Here is a 17,298-nt window from a genome sequence, read left to right on the forward strand (position 1 = left end):
CGGCGCCGCTTTGGCGAAGGCCGCCTTCATCAGCCCGGTCAGCCCGGCATGTTCATGCCGTTGGCCTTCAGATAGCACATGTCGTCGGGCTGCAGCACCAGCCCCACCGTGCATTCCGGCGTGAAGCCTGTCGGCGTCTCCAGGAGCAGGTCAGGCCTCGTGCTTACGCCCGTTACCCGTTGTGCAACTGCCGTCTGGTTTTGCACGGTATAGACATGGGTGAAGGGGGGAAAGAACAGATCGGCATTGTGCGGAATGCCGGCAACGCCGCCCGCAGCTTGGTCCAGCGCGATTTCCACGGGTGCCGGGGCCGCGACGGCGGGACGGTTCCACAGCGCGGTCGACAAGCTCGCACAGGCCAGAAGACCGGCGGCCCAGACCTTCAGCGCGCGCCCTCCTTGCGAACGCAGAGCGTGGTAGGCCACCACGGCCAGCAGGGCAGCCATGCCAATCAGCGCCCATTCCGAGACGGTGGGCACATTCGAGGCGGCCAGCGGCGCATAGGCCACGCTGCCCATGGATTGCGCAGCGGCGCCTTGCGCCACCAAAAACCCCACCATTGCGGTGGCGCCCCCCCGCGTGCCGCGCGCCATCGACATTACTTGCTTCATTTTTGAGTTCCGTCTGAGTAGAACCGGAATTGTTACAAGGGATTGCAGAGGGCTGCAAGCAAAGAATTGCCACTGCGCTCGAACGCGCGGGGCGAATCCTCCGCTCCCGCCGAGAGCCCATATGGCTCCCGAACAATTCCGCCCTTCTTTTCTTCATTGAACCAGCGCAAGACGGCGCTTCGCGTACCGCGCTACGCTACCGCAGGTGACACCCGGCGAGCTTTTGCGGATGGCCGCGCGGCGCTGCCGCCATGTCGGCGAAGCTGCGTGTCCGAAGCTCCTCACACTGCTTGCTCTCGCCACCGCTGGCCACTCCCACCGGACACCCAAGTACAAAAATCTGAACAAACCCACGGTCTTGAGCCCTTGTGGGCCACCATCGCCAACGCGGTGGGCACGCTGTGGGCCAACTGGGTCTGGGGCTCGTGGTTCTCGCGCGCCAAGGACGTGGAAATCGCGCTCCTGGCCATGGCCAGCCTGATCGGATGGCCTGTGAGCGTGGCGCTTTTCCTTCTGGTGACCGGGTTCGCCATGAAGCTCGGGCAGGGCCATCCGCTGGTACGCATGGGGGTGGTGCTGGCCGCCATCGGCGTGGGCCTGGCCGTGTATGGCGTGCCCTCTGCCTGGAACCTGGCGGTCTGCGCCATCGTGACCACCTCCATGGGGCTGCAGGCCCAGCGTGCCGCACAGGACAACGCCGATCTGGAGGATCTGTAATGGCCGTCCGGGAGCCCGCGCCAAAAGACCTGCTCACCCGTTTTTCCCACCCGCTGTGGGAGCCCCTGCGGCTGGAAGACCTGAAGCCCGAGTGGATCGTGAAAGGCCAGCACCGGGGCTACGACGGGATGGCCATCGAACTCACGCACCGGGCCACCGGATTAGTGATGGGCTCCAACAGATTGCCCGACACCACCACCGTCTTCGTACTGCGGCTGCCGCGCAAATACAAGGTCTGGTATTTGCCGGCCGACCGCATCACCCCCGGGCGGCAGGTGTGCGTGGACGACAAATGCGTCTACGCCGCAGCGCTGGGCCAGCAACCCCGCGTGCGCGATTGGCGCCGCTGGCTGGATGTTGCGGCGGATGCGGCGGACGAAGCCGTGCAAAACGAAGGCCGCCGTCCCGCACCGGCCAGCGCAGCCGACCCCTTTGGCGACCCCGCGCCGGACGAGCCCAGCTGGCCCCTCCGACGGGCATTGGATGCTGTTCTGGACGATGGTGGTGCATGCACTGAACCATCGGCCTCGCAAGTGCCTGGGCTGGCGCACTCCGCATGAGGTGTTCTATGGACTGGAGATCACTCCGCTTTGACTGGAGACTCGCGCACTTCGTACTTGAATCCGCGGCCTTTTTGGGCTCTAGCGCTTTATTCACAAGCGCCAAAAGCTATCATAATTATAGCAATTTCAAACCAGCAACGCCACCGCCGCTGAAAAGCTCAGAAACGCCAGCGCCGTGGACACCAGAATAATTCGCGCCACACGCCCATTGTTGGCGCCGAACTTTTCGGCCAGCAGCGAGACGTTGCTGGCGCTGGGCAGCGCGGCCAGCAGCACCAGCACCGTCAGCGCAAAGGGCGTGAGCGGCACCCCCATCGCCATGCCCGCCGTGCCCACGCCCCACACCAGAAGCGGGTGCACCAGGAGCTTGGCCAGCGCCACCGGCACATAGTCGCGCGCGGGCACCTGCTCGTGCTGGTTCATCTGCGAACGCGCCAGCACGGCACCGATGGTGAACAGCGCCACGGGCGAGGCCGCGTCGGCCAGCATGGCGATGGTCTTGTCCACCGGGCCGGGCAGCTTGAACTGCAGGGCCGAGGCCAGCGCCCCCAGGGCAATCGACCAGGGCATGGGATTGGTCGCCATGCCCTTGAAGGCGTTCTTCAGCGCCACCCCCACGCCGTGGGTGCCCGCACCATCCAGGCGCGAGAGCGCAATACACAGCGAGCTGGTGATGACCATGTCCACCACGATGGTGACGATGGCAGGGCCCGCGCTTTGCGCCCCCAGCAGTGCGACCAGCAGCGGCACGCCCATGAAGCCGGTGTTGGGAAAAGCAGCCACCAGCGCGCCAAAGGCCGCGTCGTTCCAGCCGATGTGCGCCTTGCGCGTGAGCGCCACCGTGGCGCCCACCATCACCAGCGCACAGAGCACATACACGCCCGCCACGGCCGGGTCCAGCAGCTGGGCGATGGGTGTGCTCGCGCCAAAGCGGTACAGCATGCAGGGCAGTGCAAAGTACAGCACGAAGGCGTTGAGCCCCGGGATGGCCGGCTGGGGAAGCACTCCGCGCCGGGCGGCGAGATAGCCGCAGAGCACCAGCGCAAAGAAGGGGAAGGTGATGAGAAGGACGGAGAGCACGGTCCCATTGTCCTTGCTGCGCCTGCGGCCGGGGTCTGCGGCGCCCGGTGTGGTCAGCGCAAAGTCAGGTGGGGGCCATCACCCATGGCGAATGCACGGCAAGGATCTCCAGCCAGCGTTGCGGTTGAAGGCGCATCCACTTCACTGCTTGCGCTGGATGATCAGGTTGCGCTTGGCGTCTTCGGGGTAGGCGAAGGTGATGGCGCCGTTCTTGACCATGCCCATGACCAGCATGTTGCGCGTGATCGCGTCCTTGTCCTGCACGCTGAAGGGCTTGTCGTAGGTGGTGACCACGCCGTAGTAGGTCTTCATCTTGCCCTCCAGCGACTCCTTGATGGCTTTGCCGGTGAGGTTGCCGTCGCGGATGCCGAGGAAGGAATACATCAGCAGGTAGGTGGCGTCGTAGGCGTTGGCCGCTGCCATGGGCACGGCCACCTTGCCGTGGTACTTGCGGGTGTAGCTCGACAGGAACGATGCACGGCGCTCGTTGCTGGGCTCGGCGATGAAGGTCTGCACCATGAGCGCGCCCTCGGCCGCGTCCTTGGCGCCTTCGAGGAAGAAGGGGAAGGACAGTGGCCACGGCCCCACCTGCGGCACCTTCCAGCCCAGGGCCTTCTTGCCGTTGGCGATGGTGGCGTTTTCCGGCCCCACGGTGTAGCTGTAGACCACGTTGGCGCCCGCGTTGCGCGCAGCGGTCAGCTCGGCCGTGAGGTCCTTCACCCCCAGGTCAAAACGCGCCACATGCACGGGCTTGAGGTTCTTGGCCGCCAGCGCGGCCACCACGTCGTTGTAGCCGCCTTCGCCGTAGCCGGTCTTGTCGGCAAAGATGGCGACCTTGTCCCAGCCACGTTTGACGATGTCGTCCACCAGGAAGGGCGCCTGGATCGCATCGCGCGCCTGCACGCGGAAGATGTAGCTGTCGGGCGCGGGGTATTTGGCCGTCACGGCAGTGCCCGTGGCGCAGGGCACGATGAGGGGGCTGGAGGCGCCCTGGAACAGGTCGATGGCCTTGAGCGCCACGCCGGTGTTGCAAAAGCCGATGGTGGCGACCACTTTTTCATTGAGAAGCTCTTGCGACACCTTACGCCCCTGGTCGGGGTCGGCCGTGTCGTCCTTGATGACCAGTTCCAGCGGGCGGCCCAGATAGCCCCCCACGGCATTGATTTCGTCCACCGCCAGCTTGATGCCGTTGAGCATGGGCACGCCAAAGTCGGCCGATGGCCCGGTGAACGGCCCCACGACCCCCACGCGCACAGGCACGGTGCTGCCGATCTGGGCCTGTGCCGGCAGCAGGGCCGTGCAGGCCAGTACACCGGATGCCACCACAGCGCTCCATGCGCGAAGGTGCACACAGCGGCGGCGTGCGTCCGGGATGCCCGATGCGGCGGTCTGAGCGGTGGAGGGCTGGTCAGTGGGGTTCATGGCGGGGCTCGGTTCTCTACACCAGCATCCCGGCAAGAGATGCACTGGCCTGCGAGTATCAAATTGTGAAAACAAAGCCCCTAGCGGGGTTTCCCGGAGCGTCCGGCCCGCCAGGTGCTGGTGGCGCCCACCCGTCAGGGGCCTGTCAGCCGCCCGCCCGGCACACGCGGTCCACCCCGACTGGGCACGGGCTAGACAGGCTGCCGGACCGCGCCGGTATCATTGCGCCCTTGCGCGGCCTGACCCGGCCGCGCCACCACCCGCCCCTGGGCATGCGCCGCCCACACCCGCCCTCCCTGTCCCGCTCCCCGCTGCTCTGCTGCCCTCCCTCCCATGTCTGCCGGTCTCAATCTCGCCCAGCTCCAGGCTGTCCACTACACCGACGGGGCTTGCCTCGTGCTGGCCGGGGCGGGCTCGGGCAAGACGCGGGTGATCACCATGAAGATCGCCCACATGATCGAAAAGGGCATGGACCCCAAGCGCATTGCGGCCATCACCTTCACGAACAAGGCTGCCGCCGAAATGCGCGAGCGCGCCAAGGGCCTGATCGGCCGACGCGCCAAGGATGTGCTGGTGTGCACCTTCCATGCCCTGGGCGTGCGCATGGTGCGCGAGGACGGCCATGTGCTGGGCCTCAAACCCCAGTTCAGCATCCTCGACGCCGATGACGTAACGGGCATCCTTAAGGAAGCCTCGGGCGGCACCACCGACATGGCCACCGCGCGCCAGTGGCAGTGGGTGATCAGTAAGTGGAAGAATATGGGCCTGACCTCCGAGCAGGCGCTGGCCCAGGCGGCGGACGACAACGAACGCATCATCGCCACGCTGATGGCCCGGTATGAAGAGCGCCTGGCGGCCTACCAGAGCGTGGACTTTGACGACCTGATCGGCATGCCGCTGCGGCTGCTGCGCGACTTCCCGGAGGTGCGTGCCAAGTGGCAGGCGGCCCTGGGCCATGTGCTGGTGGACGAGTACCAGGACACCAACGCCACGCAGTACGAGCTGCTCAAGCTGCTGGTGGGCGAAAAGGGGCACTTCACCGCCGTGGGCGACGACGACCAGTCCATCTACGGCTGGCGCGGCGCGACTCTGGACAACCTCAAGAAGTTGCCGGTGGACTACCCCCACCTCAAGGTCATCAAGCTGGAGCAGAACTACCGCTCCACCAGCGCCATCCTGCGTGCGGCCAACAACGTGATCGGGCCCAACCCGAAGCTGTTCCCCAAAACCCTGTTCAGCGAACTGGGCGAAGGCGAGCCCGTGCGGGTGGTGGACGCCGACAGCGAAGAACACGAAGCCGAGCGCGCCGTGGCCCGCATCCAGAGCCTGCGTGCGGCCAGCAACCCGCCGCCGGACTGGAAGAGTTTTGCCATCCTGTACCGCGCGAACCACCAAGCCAAGCCGTTCGAGAAGGCTCTGCGCAAAGCCAATATTCCATACAAAGTGTCGGGCGGCACCAGCTTTTTCGACCGCGCCGAAATCAAGGACCTGTGCGCCTGGTTTCGCCTGTGGATCAACAACGACGACGACCCGGCGTTTTTGCGCGCCATCACCACGCCCAAGCGTGGCATCGGCCACACCACGCTGGCGGCTCTGGGCGCGTTTGCCACGCAGCACAAGCAGAGCATGTTCGGCGCGCTGTTCAACGGCATGCTGCCTGCGGCGGTGCCCAAGCGCGCCATGGACGGCCTGCACGAATTTGGCCGCTACATCAATTACCTGGAGTACAGCGCCCGCCGCACCCATGGCGCTGAAGAGGCCCGCGCCTTTTTGAACGAATGGCTCAAGGAAATTGGCTACGAGCAGCACCTGTACGACAACGAAGACAGCGAGAAGGTGGCGGCCGCCCGCTGGAGCAACGTGATGGAGTTCTGCGACTGGATGGCCCAGCGCGCGGGCGGGCAGATCGACGATACGGCCGGTGCCGTGGTGGCCAAGGAGACCAAGAGCCTGCTGGAGGTCTCGCAGACCATTGCGCTGCTGTCCACCATCAGTGAACGCGAGCAGGAGCAGGACATGGTCACGCTCTCGACCCTGCACGCCAGCAAGGGGTTGGAGTGGCCGCACGTGGTGCTGGTGGGCGTGACCGAGGGCATGCTGCCCTTCAAGCTCGACGACGACGAAGGCCGACAGCAGAAGGTGAGCGACGACACGCTGCAGCGCCTGCAGGAAGAGCGCCGCCTGATGTACGTGGGCATCACCCGCGCCCAGCGCACCCTGGCCGTGAGCTGGACCAAGCGGCGCAAGAAGGGCCGCGAGATGGTGGCCGCGCAGCCCAGCCGCTTCATTGCCGAAATGGGCCTGGACAAGACCACCGCCCGCGAAGACCCGCGCGAGAAGCTCAAGGCATTGCGCGCCGAATTTGCGGCCAAGGCACAGGCCACCACCGCAGCCACCGCAGCCGCCACCCCGGAATGAACGCCCCACCGCAGCCACGGCACCCACCACAACGCACTCCACCCATGGCGCCCGACATCCACCGACACACGCCGCTGTTGGCGGTTGCTTTTGTTTTGATAGCTATCAGCGCTTATCCTACAAGCGCCAGTAGCCAAAATGACCCAAAATCCACGGCAGCATGCCCGTCGGCGGCAGACATGGACCACCAGCACCTGCAAGGGCGCTGGCTGGCCCAACTGCAGGGCGCAGCCCCGGATGCACCTGGCGCCACCGCCACACTGCAACTGGGCCAGCATCCCGAGCTGGCACAAAGCGTGCGTGGCACCGTGCAAAGAAAGGGCGCCACGGCGCAGGTCAGCGGAGACGTCGATGGCGGCGACCTGACGCTGGAAGAATCGATCAATGGCACGAACATCAGCGCCACCTGGACAGGCCAGGTGGTCGATGGAAGTTGCGGCAAGGAAGTACGCGGAACATGGAACAACGCCAACCCCACCCCTTCGGCCCCCTCGGCTCCTTTTGTGCTGCGCAAGCAGGTGGGCTGGCAATGACGGCCGCGCCAGCCTCACCCCGCCGCAGCGGCGGCCACCGGCGTGGCACGCTGGCCCTGCTGGTGGCCGCTGCGCTGGCGCCTGCCGGCGCCGCGCTGGCGCAGACCCCGCCTGCTGGCGGCTCGGCCACCCCGAGCGGCGACGCTGCCTGGCGCCGCTGCGCTGCCCTGTCCAGTGACAATCAGGCGCGGCTGGCCTGCTTTGACCAGTGGGCCACCGACCAGCAAGGCTGGAACGCGCCTGGCGCCACGGCGTCGGCCTCGACAGACGTGCCGCCCCCGGTGGACACCACGCTACCCGCCACCCGTGTGATTGACGTGGCCCGCACCGAGGGCTGCCGCGATCCGCAGTACAGCGACCTCTCGCGCTTCTGGGAACTGGAGTCGGGGAGCGACTGCGGCACCTTCAGCTTCCGGGGCTACCGGCCCATCACCGTGTCGGTGGTGGCGTCAAGCAATGTGAACCGCCAGCCCACGTCGGATGCAGCCGACCATTCGGCCACCGAGTCCACGCCCTACCGCCGCACCGAGAACCGCATCCAGCTGTCGGTGCGTACCAAGGTTGCGCAAGGGCTGCTGACCCAGGGACATCCCACGCTCAAGGATTCCGTGTGGTTCGGCTACTCCCAGCAGTCGTACTGGCAGCTGTTCACCCCCGAGATCTCGCGCCCCTTCCGCGCCACCGACCACGAGCCCGAGGTCATGTATGTCTACCCCACCACGGCACAACTGCCGTTTGGCTGGAAGTGGCGCTACAGCGGCATCGGACTGGTGCACCAGTCCAACGGCCAGAGCAAGCCCCTGTCGCGCAGCTGGAACCGCGCCTACCTGATGACGGGCATGGAGCTGGGCAACAGCATCAGCGTGAACGCGCGCATCTGGAAGCGCATCCCCGAAAGCTCGGGCAGCGACGACAACCCGGGCATCAGTGACTACATCGGGCGGGGCGAGCTGTCGGCATTCTGGAACGTCAACAAGGAGAACACGGTGGGCGCCACGCTGCGCCACTCGCTGTCGAGCAGCGACCGGGGCTCGGTCCGCCTGGAATGGCTGCAGACCGTGGGCACGGGTCTGTTTGGCAACAAGAGCAACCTGCGCCTGCACACGCAGCTGTTCAGTGGCTACGGCGACAGCATGATCGACTACAACCGCAAGCGGACCGTATTCAGCGTGGGGTTGAGTCTGGTGGACTTCTAGCAGAGACACCCCCCTGAGGCGCTGCGCGCCTTCCCCCTGCCCACATCGCTACGCGATGTGGGCAGGGGACGCAGCCCTCGCTGCGGGGCGGCACTTGCTTGGCTGCCCGCGCCTGGGGCCGCGCCAGTTGCATACGCATTGGACGAAGCACCGGCCAGCAGTAGCCCAAGGCGGGGCGAAGGCGTTCACAACTCGTTACGACATCGTCCTCAAGTTTTGCGCGATGGCGCCGACAGGCCGCCACAATGGCACGCGCACAGAAACCGGCGTGGCCATCTGTGAGAGGCGTTCAAAAAGAGCCCCTTTCCCACCGTTTTACCTGCCATTGCCTGCACCGTGCGCCCTCGACAATGCCGACAAAGAGGAACACACCCATGGACATGCAATACCAGCTCAAGGCAGGCAGCTACTACCTCTACGACATGCGCGAGGCGCCCAGTGCCGTCACGGGTGAGCGCAGGTTCAAGCTCAAGACCGACACCGTAGCCATTGCGTTCGATGCGCACACGGGCGAGGTGCACCAGCATGGTAGCCCCACGCGCATCCAGTCCTGGGCCAACAACACGCGCCGCCGCCTGCGCGCCGCCGGGGCGCAGGACATGGCCAACGACATCGTGGTGGTGTCGGGCCCACTGCCGGTGGACGAACTCAACAAATGCCTGTGGGTGCGCGGCTATGTGCGCCGCATGTTCTCGCGCCTGGCCACCTTGCCCCACGGCAAGCTGCAGCGCCCTGCGGAGCCGTTTCGCAAGGCAGCCTGAAACCAGGCGAGCTTCCTCAAAGATCCCGATCAGGGCCGCACACAGCGGCCCTTTTCTTTTCTGGAAGCGCTCAGGCCTCCGAGTCCTCGGCCACGTCGCTGTCTGTGTTCTCCAGCACCTCGGCGTGTTTGACGATGGTCACTGGCACCGGGCTGGCATGCGCCACCTCCTGCGACACCGAACCCAGCAGCGCACTGGTGATGGCGCCCTGGCCCTTGGCGCCGATGATGACCATGTCGCAGCCCGAGCGCTCGATCATGTCCACCAGCGTGTGCGCCACATCGCCCACACCCACATCGGTTTCATAAGCCACCCCGGCCGCATCGAGCAGTGCGCGCGCCGACGCCATGAGATGGTCACCCGCCTCCAGGCTGGCGGCGGCGATCAGGTCGGGGTCGCGCGTGGTCACCAGTTCGTACAGCGTGGCGGGCTCCTGCACGTTGGCCAGCACCATGGTGGCCTGGAGCCCCTGGCCCACCAGCGTCAGCGCGTGGTGCACGCCATCCAGGGAGAGTTCGGAGCCGTCCACGGCGATGAGGATTTTGAGCATGGTGTTCTCCTTGTAGTACCTTGGTCCAGTGTAGCCATGGCCTCGCCGAAAACCCGTCCATAACCTTGAGCGAGGTCAGGGTAGCCTGTCTGGGACAATGCCGCCCATCATGCTGCAGTTCGACCTCCTCAAAACCGACCCCACCAGCCACGCACGCCGTGGCACGCTCACGCTCAACCATGGCGTGGTGCAAACCCCCATCTTCATGCCCGTGGGCACCTATGGCACCGTCAAGGGCGTGATGCCGCGCAGCCTGCACGACATGGGCGCGCAGATCATCCTGGGCAACACTTTCCACCTGTGGATGCGCCCGGGCCTCGATGTAATGCAGAGCTTTGGCGGCCTGCATGGATTTGAAAAGTGGGACAAGCCCATCCTCACCGACTCGGGCGGCTTCCAGGTCTGGAGCCTGGGCGCCATGCGCAAGATCACCGAAGAAGGTGTGACCTTTGCCAGCCCCGTCAACGGCGACAAGCTCTTCATGTCGCCCGAGGTGAGCATGCAGATCCAGACCACGCTCAACTCCGACATCGTCATGCAACTCGACGAGTGCACGCCGTACGAGACCAAGGGCCACAAGACCACCGAGGCCGAGGCGCGCAAGAGCATGGAAATGAGCCTGCGCTGGGCCAAGCGCTCGCGCGATGAATTCCAGCGGCTGGAGAACCCCAACGCCCTCTTCGGCATCGTGCAGGGCGGCATGTTCAAGAACCTGCGCCAGGAATCGCTGGAGCGCCTGGTCGAGATGGACTTCCCCGGCTACGCCGTGGGCGGCGTGAGCGTGGGCGAGCCCAAGGACGAGATGCTGGACATCATGGCCCACACGCCCCACCGCCTGCCCGCACACAAGCCCCGCTACCTGATGGGCGTGGGCACGCCCGAAGACCTGGTGCAGGGCGTGGCCGACGGCGTTGACATGTTCGACTGCGTGATGCCCACCCGCAATGCACGCAACGGCACCATGTTCACGCGTTTTGGCGACCTCAAAATCCGCAACGCACGCCACAAGGCCGACCACAAGCCGATGGACACCAGCTGCACCTGCTATGCCTGCGCGGGCAGCTCGGGCGTGTCGTGGGACGACGGCGGGCGCGAGGGCTTCAGCCGCGCCTACCTGCACCACCTGGACCGCTGCGGCGAGATGCTGGGCCCCATGCTGACCACCGTGCACAACCTGCACTACTACCTGAACCTGATGCGCGAGGTGCGCGAGTCGCTGGACGCGGGCACGTTCGCCGAATTCCGCGCACGCTTCAAGACCGACCGGGCGCGGGGCGTGTAAGCACAGCCAATAGCTATAAAAATAATAGCTATTAGCACTCGATAGATAAGCGCCAGAGGCCAAAATCATCCAAAATCTCCTGCACCACCTGCTGCGCTGGCCCGCCCGCATGCTGACCGGCCTGGGCAGCGGGCTGCTGGCGCTGCTGATCCTGTTCGAGGAATGGGGTTGGGAGCCGCTGCAGCGCCTGCTGGCGCGCATCGGCCGCTGGCCCGGCCTGCGCTGGATTGAAGGCTGCGTGCGCGCCCTGCCCCCCTGGGCGGCGGTGGCGGTGTTTCTGCTGCCCACGGCACTGCTGCTGCCCGTCAAGCTGCTGGCCCTGTGGGCGGTGGGCCGGGGGCATGTGGTGCTGGGCATGCTGGTGATCGTGCTGGCCAAGGTGGTGGGCACCGCTGTGGTGGCGCGGCTGTTCAGCCTGACCCAGCCCGCCCTGATGCAGCTGCACTGGTTTGCCTGGACCTATGCCCACTGGATGCGCCTCAAGCACGCGGTGCTGGAGCGCGCCCGCGCCTCGTGGGCATGGCGCGTGGCGCGGGTGGTGCGGCGGCAATGGCGGCTGCGCTGGCACAGGCTTCGCGCCAGGTAATGTTGGGTAGCGCCAGGGTAGCGCCCGCCGCTGTTTTGCTGCCAAGATATGCGCTCCCGCCAAAGCCTCCCCAACGCCATCCCCCCACCGCCACCGCATTGCGACATGGGTATGCAGCTTGACCTCCCGACCATCCTCCTGCTCTACAAGACCGCGCTGGTGGCGGGGGCGCTGAGCATCTTTCATGTCAGCCGCCATTCGTGCCGCCCGCAAGGGCTCAAGCCCCTGGCAGCCGCCTACCTGCTGCTGGCCGTTGGTGCCGAACTGGCAGGCCAGGGTGAATATTCCATGCTACCGCTCTGGTTCTGGAGCCACACCAGCCTGCTGCTCGGGGCACTGGGGTACACCCTCTTCTGGGCAGGTGCACGGGCACTGAGCGGCCGCAGGCGCGTCCCGCCTGCGGTGCTGGTCCTGGTCCTGGTTCCCGGAGGCTGGCTGGTGCTGGGCCTGGTCACGCAGTTTCCGCTGGACAACCTGCTGCGCGCAGGCGCCTTCCACCTGACCGCCGCAGTGTCACTGACTGCGGCAGCCTGGGAGGTGTGGCGCGACCGCCGCACCGAACCCCTGCCATCGCGTCCCCTGCTGGCCGGGCTGCTCTTGGCCAGCGCGGGCACCTTTGCCCTGCAGCTGTTGTACATCGCCACGCACACCGCCAGCCCACAGGGCTTTGCGCTGGCGTTCTCCGTGCAGATGTTCTGCCACTTTGGCGTTGCGCTCATGGTCTCGTCCCTCTCCAACGAGCGCGCCGAAGTGCGCCTGGAAAAAGTGGCGCAGACCGACACGCTCACGGGCGTGGGCAACCGGCGCTGGGCCATGTCCATGCTGCCCGCGCGGCTGCCCGTGGGCAGCGCCATCGCGCAGCTCGACCTGGACCACTTCAAGCACATCAATGATCGCTTCGGCCATGCGGCGGGCGACCGTGTGCTGGTCGCCACGGCCGACGCCCTTCGCCGCCAGCTGCGCGATTCGGACCTGCTGGCCCGCATGGGCGGTGAAGAGTTCCTGGTCTACCTGCCGGACGCCAGCGCCAGTGCTGCAAGCGCCATCGCCCAGCGCCTGTGCGGGGCCGTGCAGCAGATCCGGCTGTCCGAGCTGGGCGAGGACATCCCCGTCACCGTGAGCATTGGACTGGCCTGCGTGACCTCCCCCGGCGGAACCTGGGCTGACTGGCTGGCTGCGGCCGACCGGGCGCTGTACGAAGCCAAGCGCGCGGGCCGCAACCGCGTGGTGACAACGCACGAGCGCACTACCTGAAACCGGTCCTTCTCACCCGAGCCGCGCCGCTGACCTGCGGCAGAATCCCACCCCATGCCCGCACCGCCCTATGCCGCCCTGAACGAAGCGCTGGAGCTGGCCTTTAACCTGGCCCCGGTGGGCATGTGCGTGACGCGCGAGCGCAGTATCGAGATCTGCAACGACGCCTTTGCCCACATGTTCGGCCACGAGCAGGCCGAGCTGCTGGGCCAGCCGCTGGCGCCGCTGTACCCCTCGTTCGAAGAGTTCACCCACACGGGCCACCTGGGCCTGCAGGCGATGAAGGCGTCGGGAAGTTATGCCGATGAGCGCATCATGCGACGGCGCGATGGCTCGCTGTTCTGGTGCCACGTGGTGGGCCGGGCACTGGACCGGTCGGACCCGTTTGCACGGGCGGTGTGGATGTTCGAGGACATCTCGCACCGCCGCCCCGTGAGCACGCCGCTGACCCTGCGCGAGCGCGAAATCGCCCAGCACATCGTCACCGGCGCCACCAGCAAGCAGATCGGGCGCTACCTGGACATCAGCCACCGCACGGTGGACGCCCACCGCGCGCGGCTCATGCGCAAGCTGGGGGCCAGCAGCACGGGGGAGCTGGTGGCGCTGCTGCTGGGCAACACCTGAGAGCGGGCAACGATCTCACAGGGAATCATCAACAATTGTTTCCCCAGCCAACGCGGCGGCGTCTCCCGCGCACCCGGCCCGGGGACAATCGGCACTGACGCGCGCGCCGCTCCCCGCCCATCAACTGCTGCCCCCATGTACCGCCCTTTTTTGCTCCACCGCCCGCTTTCGCCGCCCCTGGCCTGGCTGTGTTTGTCCGTGCTGATCTTCGCCGCCTGCCTGGTGGGCATCTTTGCGCGGCCCATCGGTTTTCTGTCGGTCTTCTGGCCCGCCAATGCGCTGCTGCTGGGCCTGCTGGTGCGTTATCCCAGGCTGGCGCGCCCGCCAGCCTGGGTAGCTGCCGCCGTGGGCTATGTGGCGGCAGACCTGGTGACGGGCAGCTCCTGGTCCATGGCCCTGTGGCTCAACGGCGCCAACCTGCTGGGCGCCACCGCGGGCTGGCTGGTGCTGCGTCGGCTGGACGAACGCATCCGGCGCCTGCAGCGCACCATCTCAGCCCTCTACCTGCTGCTGGCTGCGTTGGCAGCCAGTGCCGTGGGGGCCCTGGCAGGCTGCGGCGCCGCGCCGGTCTACTTCAACAGCCCGTGGACCGACCTGCTGTCCCTGTGGTTCAGCACCGAACTCATGAACTACATGCTCATCGTGCCGGTGGTGCTGGCCGCGCCGCGCGCCGACGACCCGCCGCCCGCAACGCAGGAGGTGCCCCTGATCTGGCGTGTGGCACCGGTCAGCTCGCTGCTGCTGGCCGAAGGCGTGCGCACCGTGATCGGGGGGCCCGGCATGCTGGCCTTTGTGGTGCCAGGGCTGCTGTGGTGCGCGCTCAGCTACAGCCCGTTTGTCTCCAGCCTGCTGTCGCTGGTGGTGTGCCTGTGGACCATGGCCGGCGTGGCCACCGGCGTGCTCAACTTCACGCCAGCCCATGCCAGCGACGTGTTCTCGCTGCGTGTGGGCGTCACGCTGCTGGCACTGGGGCCGCTGGCCGTGGCCTGCGCCAGCGCGGCGCGCGCCGAAGCCCTGCGCCGCCTGGACCACGCCGTGCGCCACGACGACCTGACCGGTGTCCTGGCACGCCGCGCGCTGCTCAAACAAGGCGACCGCCTGCTGGTACGCTACCAGCGCGAGTCCACCGGGCTGGCGGTGATGATGGTGGACGTGGACCATTTCAAGCAGGTCAACGACCAACACGGGCATGGCGCGGGCGACCGGCTGCTGGTCAGCATTGCCCAGACCATGGCGCGCGCGCTGCGCCCCCACGACGCCCTGGGCCGCTTGGGTGGCGAGGAGTTTGCTGCCGTGCTGCCCGGAGTGTCCCCCACCGAGGCCCAGGCCATTGCCGAGCGCGTGCGCAGCGCCGTGGAGCATCAGGCGCTTGACCCGGTAGAGGACGGCCCCCAACGCGCCACCGTCAGCATTGGCCTGGTGCACAGCGCCACCATGGGCTCGGACGCCGACATGGACACCCTGCTGCTGGCGGCCGACGCAGCGTTGTACCGCGCAAAGGCAGAGGGCCGCAACCGGGTGATGGTGGGATGAAAACAAACGCAGCGTCGATGCCAAGGCATCGGTGCTGCCAACGCCCACTGCGATCAAGACAAGAGTGCTGTGTCTACTTTATGGATGCAGCCTGGTCGCGCTCCGCGTCACGGGACATCGCACGCACCAAGTCACCGGGCGTGTAGCCGAATGTGCGCCGGAACCAGCGCGTGAAGTGCGCCTGGTCAGAGAACCCACATTCCGCCGCCACAGAGGCCACCGGCTCTCCGTTCATGACCAGTTGTTTTGCGCGGAGCAGGCGGACGGCACGCAAGTACTCCCGGGGTGCCATGCCTAGCCATTGCCTGAGCACCCGATGCACACGCTCCCGGCTGACAGCGCAGTGCCTCGCCAACCCAGAGACCGTCTGTTCGCCCCCCAGGACGGCAGACCGCACCCCCTCGATGAGCACGCGTACCGCCTTGGTGGGGATGGGATCAGCAGCGCTTCGGTCCAGCGGTAGCGCATCGGCAAGAAGGGGCACTGCGCTGTCCAGCCAGGCTCGCACATCGTTTGCGCAGGCCATCCGCGCGGCTGCACCAGCAAGCCCAGGGGCGCGTATTGCCCCGCTGCGCTCAGGCCCTGCGAGACCCCACTGTGCCAAATAGGGGGGCGGAACATACAACATGACCAGGTGCACGGCACCTGTGTGCGCAGGATCGGTCAGCGCCCCCACGTGAACGACACCTGGCCGTATCACAATCAAATCACCGGCACGCGCGACAAACGGACGTCCGGCAACGCTGCAGCAGCATTGACCCTCCAGCACAGCGCCGAAAGACCACTCTTCATGCCAGTGTGGCACCCACTCCTGTTCAGGCTGCTGATGGTGCACCTGCGCAAGATCGGACAGGTGCAGACGTCGCACTTCAGATCGATTCAACGCCATAGCGGCAGGCTCCCAGTCATGCTGCTCACCCAACGTTTTGCGCCGACCAAACCGACACCGAGCATCGCCTCTTCAGCGTGCGACACCAGACCATGGCGGTGCCAGTATTCGCTGCTTTCGTGGATGGCATGCGCATAGGCTGGAAATAGTGAAATACGGCCATTGTCCTGCGCTGGCCCTTCGGTCAGGCGCCTGAGCAGCGCATTCATCGCAGTGACTGGCGCCTTCAGGATGGTGATGGGCACATGCGAGGACGACACAGATCTCCATCCTGATGCATCGACCAGTGCCCGACCAGCCCAGTCCGGGCGAGAAGCTGCCAAGCCTGCGGCAATGCACGCGGCAATGTTGGCAGCAGGCCCGGGCGCCAGATCCGCCGCCAGCACTATGGCCACCTTGGCCGGATCGGCAGGGGCAGACAACGCGTCAGGCATCGCGCGCTCCCGCCACGGTGAGCCCCAACCAGCCCGCACTGGCGTCCTCAACCACCAAGTCGCCCAGCAGGCCAATGTCCTCTCCCGGGTGCGAAGCCATGCGAAGGCAGGCAGAGACTTCATGCCAGCAGCCCCCCGTGCGCGCCACGATGTCTGGCTTGACAAGCGCCAACTCGGGAAACTGTTCAGGCTGCCGCAGATCGGCCCAGCCCACGGCACCAATGGTCGCCTGCGTCAGAAATCCCAGCGGTCGCCCTGGCTGGCCGGTGAACTCCGCATGCGCCTCAAACAGGCGGCGGTCTTTCACCGCAAGGCTGGCGCCCAGTTTGCTCCCCCTGCGCAAAGGTGCCGCTGCGGGTTGGTCCAGCGGCAAGCTGCGCGTCAGCCAGGTGCTGCCCATCTTCTTGGGCCACCCCTGCAGCAGACCCCGCACCATGGAGATATCCTGGTCAACCCAGATGGCAGGACAGTACATGCAACGGCTCCCGTCAGGCCGTTCAACCTCCAGCACCACAATGGTTTCTCGGTACTGCGACAGCACTGGATCCAGCAATTCATGACCGTCTGTACAGGCCTGCCAGTCGGCAAAGTGCACACACCCTGTGCCCACCGGCCTGCCAACAGCATCAGGAACCAGCGGCATCGCCGCTAGTGCGTCGAACCGAAAGGCGACGTTGAGCAGCCAGCCCGCGTAGTGCCAGGGTGGCGGACGCACCAGCGCGGAGCGGCCGGTGGTCGTGAAGGGAGCGGTGAAACTTTGGTGGGGCCAATGGTGGGAATGCATGCCGACGATTCTGGCCAGTCAGTCGCGCTTCCGATAGAACGGATGTGAACATCGCAGGCGC

18 protein-coding genes are annotated in these 17,298 nt (G+C 66.3%); 11 read left to right on the top strand and 7 right to left on the bottom strand.

Translation table 11 applies throughout. The features are described from left to right. Positions 1–38 precede the first annotated feature (38 nt). Positions 39–611 carry a midcut-by-XrtH protein gene (locus EXV95_RS13440; protein WP_176887232.1) on the bottom strand — a complete coding sequence of 191 codons (573 nt, stop codon included), beginning with the start codon at positions 609–611 and terminating at the stop codon, positions 39–41. 366 nt (positions 612–977) lie between these two features. Here EXV95_RS13440 and EXV95_RS13445 point away from each other — a divergent pair, with 366 nt between their 5' ends. Next, positions 978–1,328 carry a hypothetical protein gene (locus EXV95_RS13445; protein WP_176887233.1) on the top strand — a complete coding sequence of 117 codons (351 nt, stop codon included), beginning with the start codon at positions 978–980 and terminating at the stop codon, positions 1,326–1,328. After that, positions 1,328–1,888: a hypothetical protein gene (locus EXV95_RS13450; protein WP_176887234.1), complete on the top strand. Its 561-nt coding sequence runs from the start codon at positions 1,328–1,330 to the stop codon at positions 1,886–1,888. Before EXV95_RS13445 ends, EXV95_RS13450 begins: the two co-directional genes overlap by 1 nt. Before the next feature lie 129 nt (positions 1,889–2,017). On the opposite strand, the gene EXV95_RS13455 is transcribed toward EXV95_RS13450, so the two are convergent. Together EXV95_RS13455 and EXV95_RS13460 are read right to left on the bottom strand one after the other, a co-directional pair. Beyond that, on the bottom strand, positions 2,018–2,971 hold the full coding sequence (locus tag EXV95_RS13455; protein ID WP_176887235.1) for an AEC family transporter: 954 nt from the start codon (positions 2,969–2,971) through the stop codon (positions 2,018–2,020). 141 nt (positions 2,972–3,112) lie between these two features. Beyond that, positions 3,113–4,393, bottom strand: coding sequence for an ABC transporter substrate-binding protein (locus EXV95_RS13460; RefSeq protein ID WP_176887236.1), 1,281 nt, complete (start codon positions 4,391–4,393; stop codon positions 3,113–3,115). A 333-nt stretch (positions 4,394–4,726) separates the two neighbouring features. Here EXV95_RS13460 and EXV95_RS13465 point away from each other — a divergent pair, with 333 nt between their 5' ends. From EXV95_RS13465 to EXV95_RS13480, 4 genes are all read left to right on the top strand, one after another. Then, entirely contained in the window at positions 4,727–6,811 is a 2,085-nt protein-coding gene (locus tag EXV95_RS13465; RefSeq protein WP_176887237.1) for an ATP-dependent helicase, read from the top strand. A gap of 179 nt (positions 6,812–6,990) precedes the next feature. Continuing rightward, on the top strand, positions 6,991–7,344 hold the full coding sequence (locus EXV95_RS13470) for a hypothetical protein (RefSeq protein ID WP_255484735.1): 354 nt from the start codon (positions 6,991–6,993) through the stop codon (positions 7,342–7,344). Then, entirely contained in the window at positions 7,341–8,540 is a 1,200-nt protein-coding gene (locus EXV95_RS13475) for a phospholipase A (RefSeq protein ID WP_176887239.1), read from the top strand. The genes EXV95_RS13470 and EXV95_RS13475 overlap by 4 nt, the downstream gene beginning before the upstream one ends. Before the next feature lie 374 nt (positions 8,541–8,914). Next, complete coding sequence (locus EXV95_RS13480; protein ID WP_055392926.1) at positions 8,915–9,301, top strand: hypothetical protein; 387 nt, start codon at positions 8,915–8,917, stop codon at positions 9,299–9,301. 70 nt (positions 9,302–9,371) lie between these two features. On the opposite strand, the gene EXV95_RS13485 is transcribed toward EXV95_RS13480, so the two are convergent. Next, on the bottom strand, positions 9,372–9,851 hold the full coding sequence (locus EXV95_RS13485) for a universal stress protein (RefSeq protein WP_176887240.1): 480 nt from the start codon (positions 9,849–9,851) through the stop codon (positions 9,372–9,374). 109 nt (positions 9,852–9,960) lie between these two features. Between EXV95_RS13485 and tgt the strand changes: the two genes are divergently transcribed. The 5 genes from tgt (at position 9,961) to EXV95_RS13510 (ending at position 15,130) form a co-directional block, all read left to right on the top strand. Continuing rightward, on the top strand, positions 9,961–11,133 hold the full coding sequence (gene tgt / locus EXV95_RS13490) for a tRNA guanosine(34) transglycosylase Tgt (protein ID WP_176887241.1): 1,173 nt from the start codon (positions 9,961–9,963) through the stop codon (positions 11,131–11,133). A gap of 109 nt (positions 11,134–11,242) precedes the next feature. Beyond that, on the top strand, positions 11,243–11,719 hold the full coding sequence (locus tag EXV95_RS13495) for a hypothetical protein (protein WP_228899054.1): 477 nt from the start codon (positions 11,243–11,245) through the stop codon (positions 11,717–11,719). A 111-nt stretch (positions 11,720–11,830) separates the two neighbouring features. Then, positions 11,831–12,973 (top strand): diguanylate cyclase, encoded by a 1,143-nt coding sequence (locus tag EXV95_RS13500; protein WP_255484736.1) that lies wholly within the window; start codon positions 11,831–11,833, stop codon positions 12,971–12,973. Between the two features lie 54 nt (positions 12,974–13,027). Further along, entirely contained in the window at positions 13,028–13,597 is a 570-nt protein-coding gene (locus tag EXV95_RS13505) for a LuxR C-terminal-related transcriptional regulator (RefSeq protein ID WP_055392918.1), read from the top strand. Between the two features lie 135 nt (positions 13,598–13,732). Then, complete coding sequence (locus EXV95_RS13510; RefSeq protein WP_176887243.1) at positions 13,733–15,130, top strand: GGDEF domain-containing protein; 1,398 nt, start codon at positions 13,733–13,735, stop codon at positions 15,128–15,130. A gap of 73 nt (positions 15,131–15,203) precedes the next feature. Here EXV95_RS13510 and EXV95_RS25160 read toward each other — a convergent pair whose 3' ends face one another. The 3 genes from EXV95_RS25160 to EXV95_RS13525 are packed head-to-tail and all read right to left on the bottom strand — an operon-like array spanning position 15,204 to position 17,237. Next, positions 15,204–16,019, bottom strand: coding sequence for an AraC family transcriptional regulator (locus EXV95_RS25160; protein ID WP_176887244.1), 816 nt, complete (start codon positions 16,017–16,019; stop codon positions 15,204–15,206). After that, a complete protein-coding gene (locus EXV95_RS13520) occupies positions 16,010–16,453 on the bottom strand; it encodes a DUF2000 family protein (RefSeq protein WP_176887245.1) in 444 nt (147 codons plus the stop codon). The genes EXV95_RS25160 and EXV95_RS13520 overlap by 10 nt, the downstream gene beginning before the upstream one ends. Continuing rightward, positions 16,446–17,237 (bottom strand): acetoacetate decarboxylase family protein, encoded by a 792-nt coding sequence (locus EXV95_RS13525; RefSeq protein WP_176887246.1) that lies wholly within the window; start codon positions 17,235–17,237, stop codon positions 16,446–16,448. The genes EXV95_RS13520 and EXV95_RS13525 overlap by 8 nt, the downstream gene beginning before the upstream one ends. Between the last annotated feature and the right edge of the window lie 61 nt (positions 17,238–17,298).

This window comes from Acidovorax sp. JMULE5 (assembly GCF_013376875.1).
In the GTDB taxonomy this organism is placed as follows: Bacteria; Pseudomonadota; Gammaproteobacteria; order Burkholderiales; family Burkholderiaceae_C; genus Acidovorax; species Acidovorax facilis.

Bases quoted from the DNA above. Each gene is read 5' to 3' on its own strand.
- EXV95_RS13475 (WP_176887239.1), top strand. From the start codon at position 7,341: ATGACGGCCGCGCCAGCCTCACCCCGCCGCAGCGGCGGCCACCGGCGT.
- EXV95_RS13470 (WP_255484735.1), top strand. From the start codon at position 6,991: ATGGACCACCAGCACCTGCAAGGGCGCTGGCTGGCCCAACTGCAGGGC.
- EXV95_RS13520 (WP_176887245.1), bottom strand. From the start codon at position 16,453: ATGCCTGACGCGTTGTCTGCCCCTGCCGATCCGGCCAAGGTGGCCATA.
- EXV95_RS13500 (WP_255484736.1), top strand. From the start codon at position 11,831: ATGCAGCTTGACCTCCCGACCATCCTCCTGCTCTACAAGACCGCGCTG.
- EXV95_RS13440 (WP_176887232.1), bottom strand. From the start codon at position 611: ATGAAGCAAGTAATGTCGATGGCGCGCGGCACGCGGGGGGGCGCCACC.
- EXV95_RS13485 (WP_176887240.1), bottom strand. From the start codon at position 9,851: ATGCTCAAAATCCTCATCGCCGTGGACGGCTCCGAACTCTCCCTGGAT.
- EXV95_RS13505 (WP_055392918.1), top strand. From the start codon at position 13,028: ATGCCCGCACCGCCCTATGCCGCCCTGAACGAAGCGCTGGAGCTGGCC.
- tgt (WP_176887241.1), top strand. From the start codon at position 9,961: ATGCTGCAGTTCGACCTCCTCAAAACCGACCCCACCAGCCACGCACGC.
- EXV95_RS13465 (WP_176887237.1), top strand. From the start codon at position 4,727: ATGTCTGCCGGTCTCAATCTCGCCCAGCTCCAGGCTGTCCACTACACC.
- EXV95_RS13480 (WP_055392926.1), top strand. From the start codon at position 8,915: ATGGACATGCAATACCAGCTCAAGGCAGGCAGCTACTACCTCTACGAC.
- EXV95_RS13450 (WP_176887234.1), top strand. From the start codon at position 1,328: ATGGCCGTCCGGGAGCCCGCGCCAAAAGACCTGCTCACCCGTTTTTCC.
- EXV95_RS13495 (WP_228899054.1), top strand. From the start codon at position 11,243: ATGCTGACCGGCCTGGGCAGCGGGCTGCTGGCGCTGCTGATCCTGTTC.
- EXV95_RS25160 (WP_176887244.1), bottom strand. From the start codon at position 16,019: ATGGCGTTGAATCGATCTGAAGTGCGACGTCTGCACCTGTCCGATCTT.
- EXV95_RS13510 (WP_176887243.1), top strand. From the start codon at position 13,733: ATGTACCGCCCTTTTTTGCTCCACCGCCCGCTTTCGCCGCCCCTGGCC.
- EXV95_RS13460 (WP_176887236.1), bottom strand. From the start codon at position 4,393: ATGAACCCCACTGACCAGCCCTCCACCGCTCAGACCGCCGCATCGGGC.
- EXV95_RS13525 (WP_176887246.1), bottom strand. From the start codon at position 17,237: ATGCATTCCCACCATTGGCCCCACCAAAGTTTCACCGCTCCCTTCACG.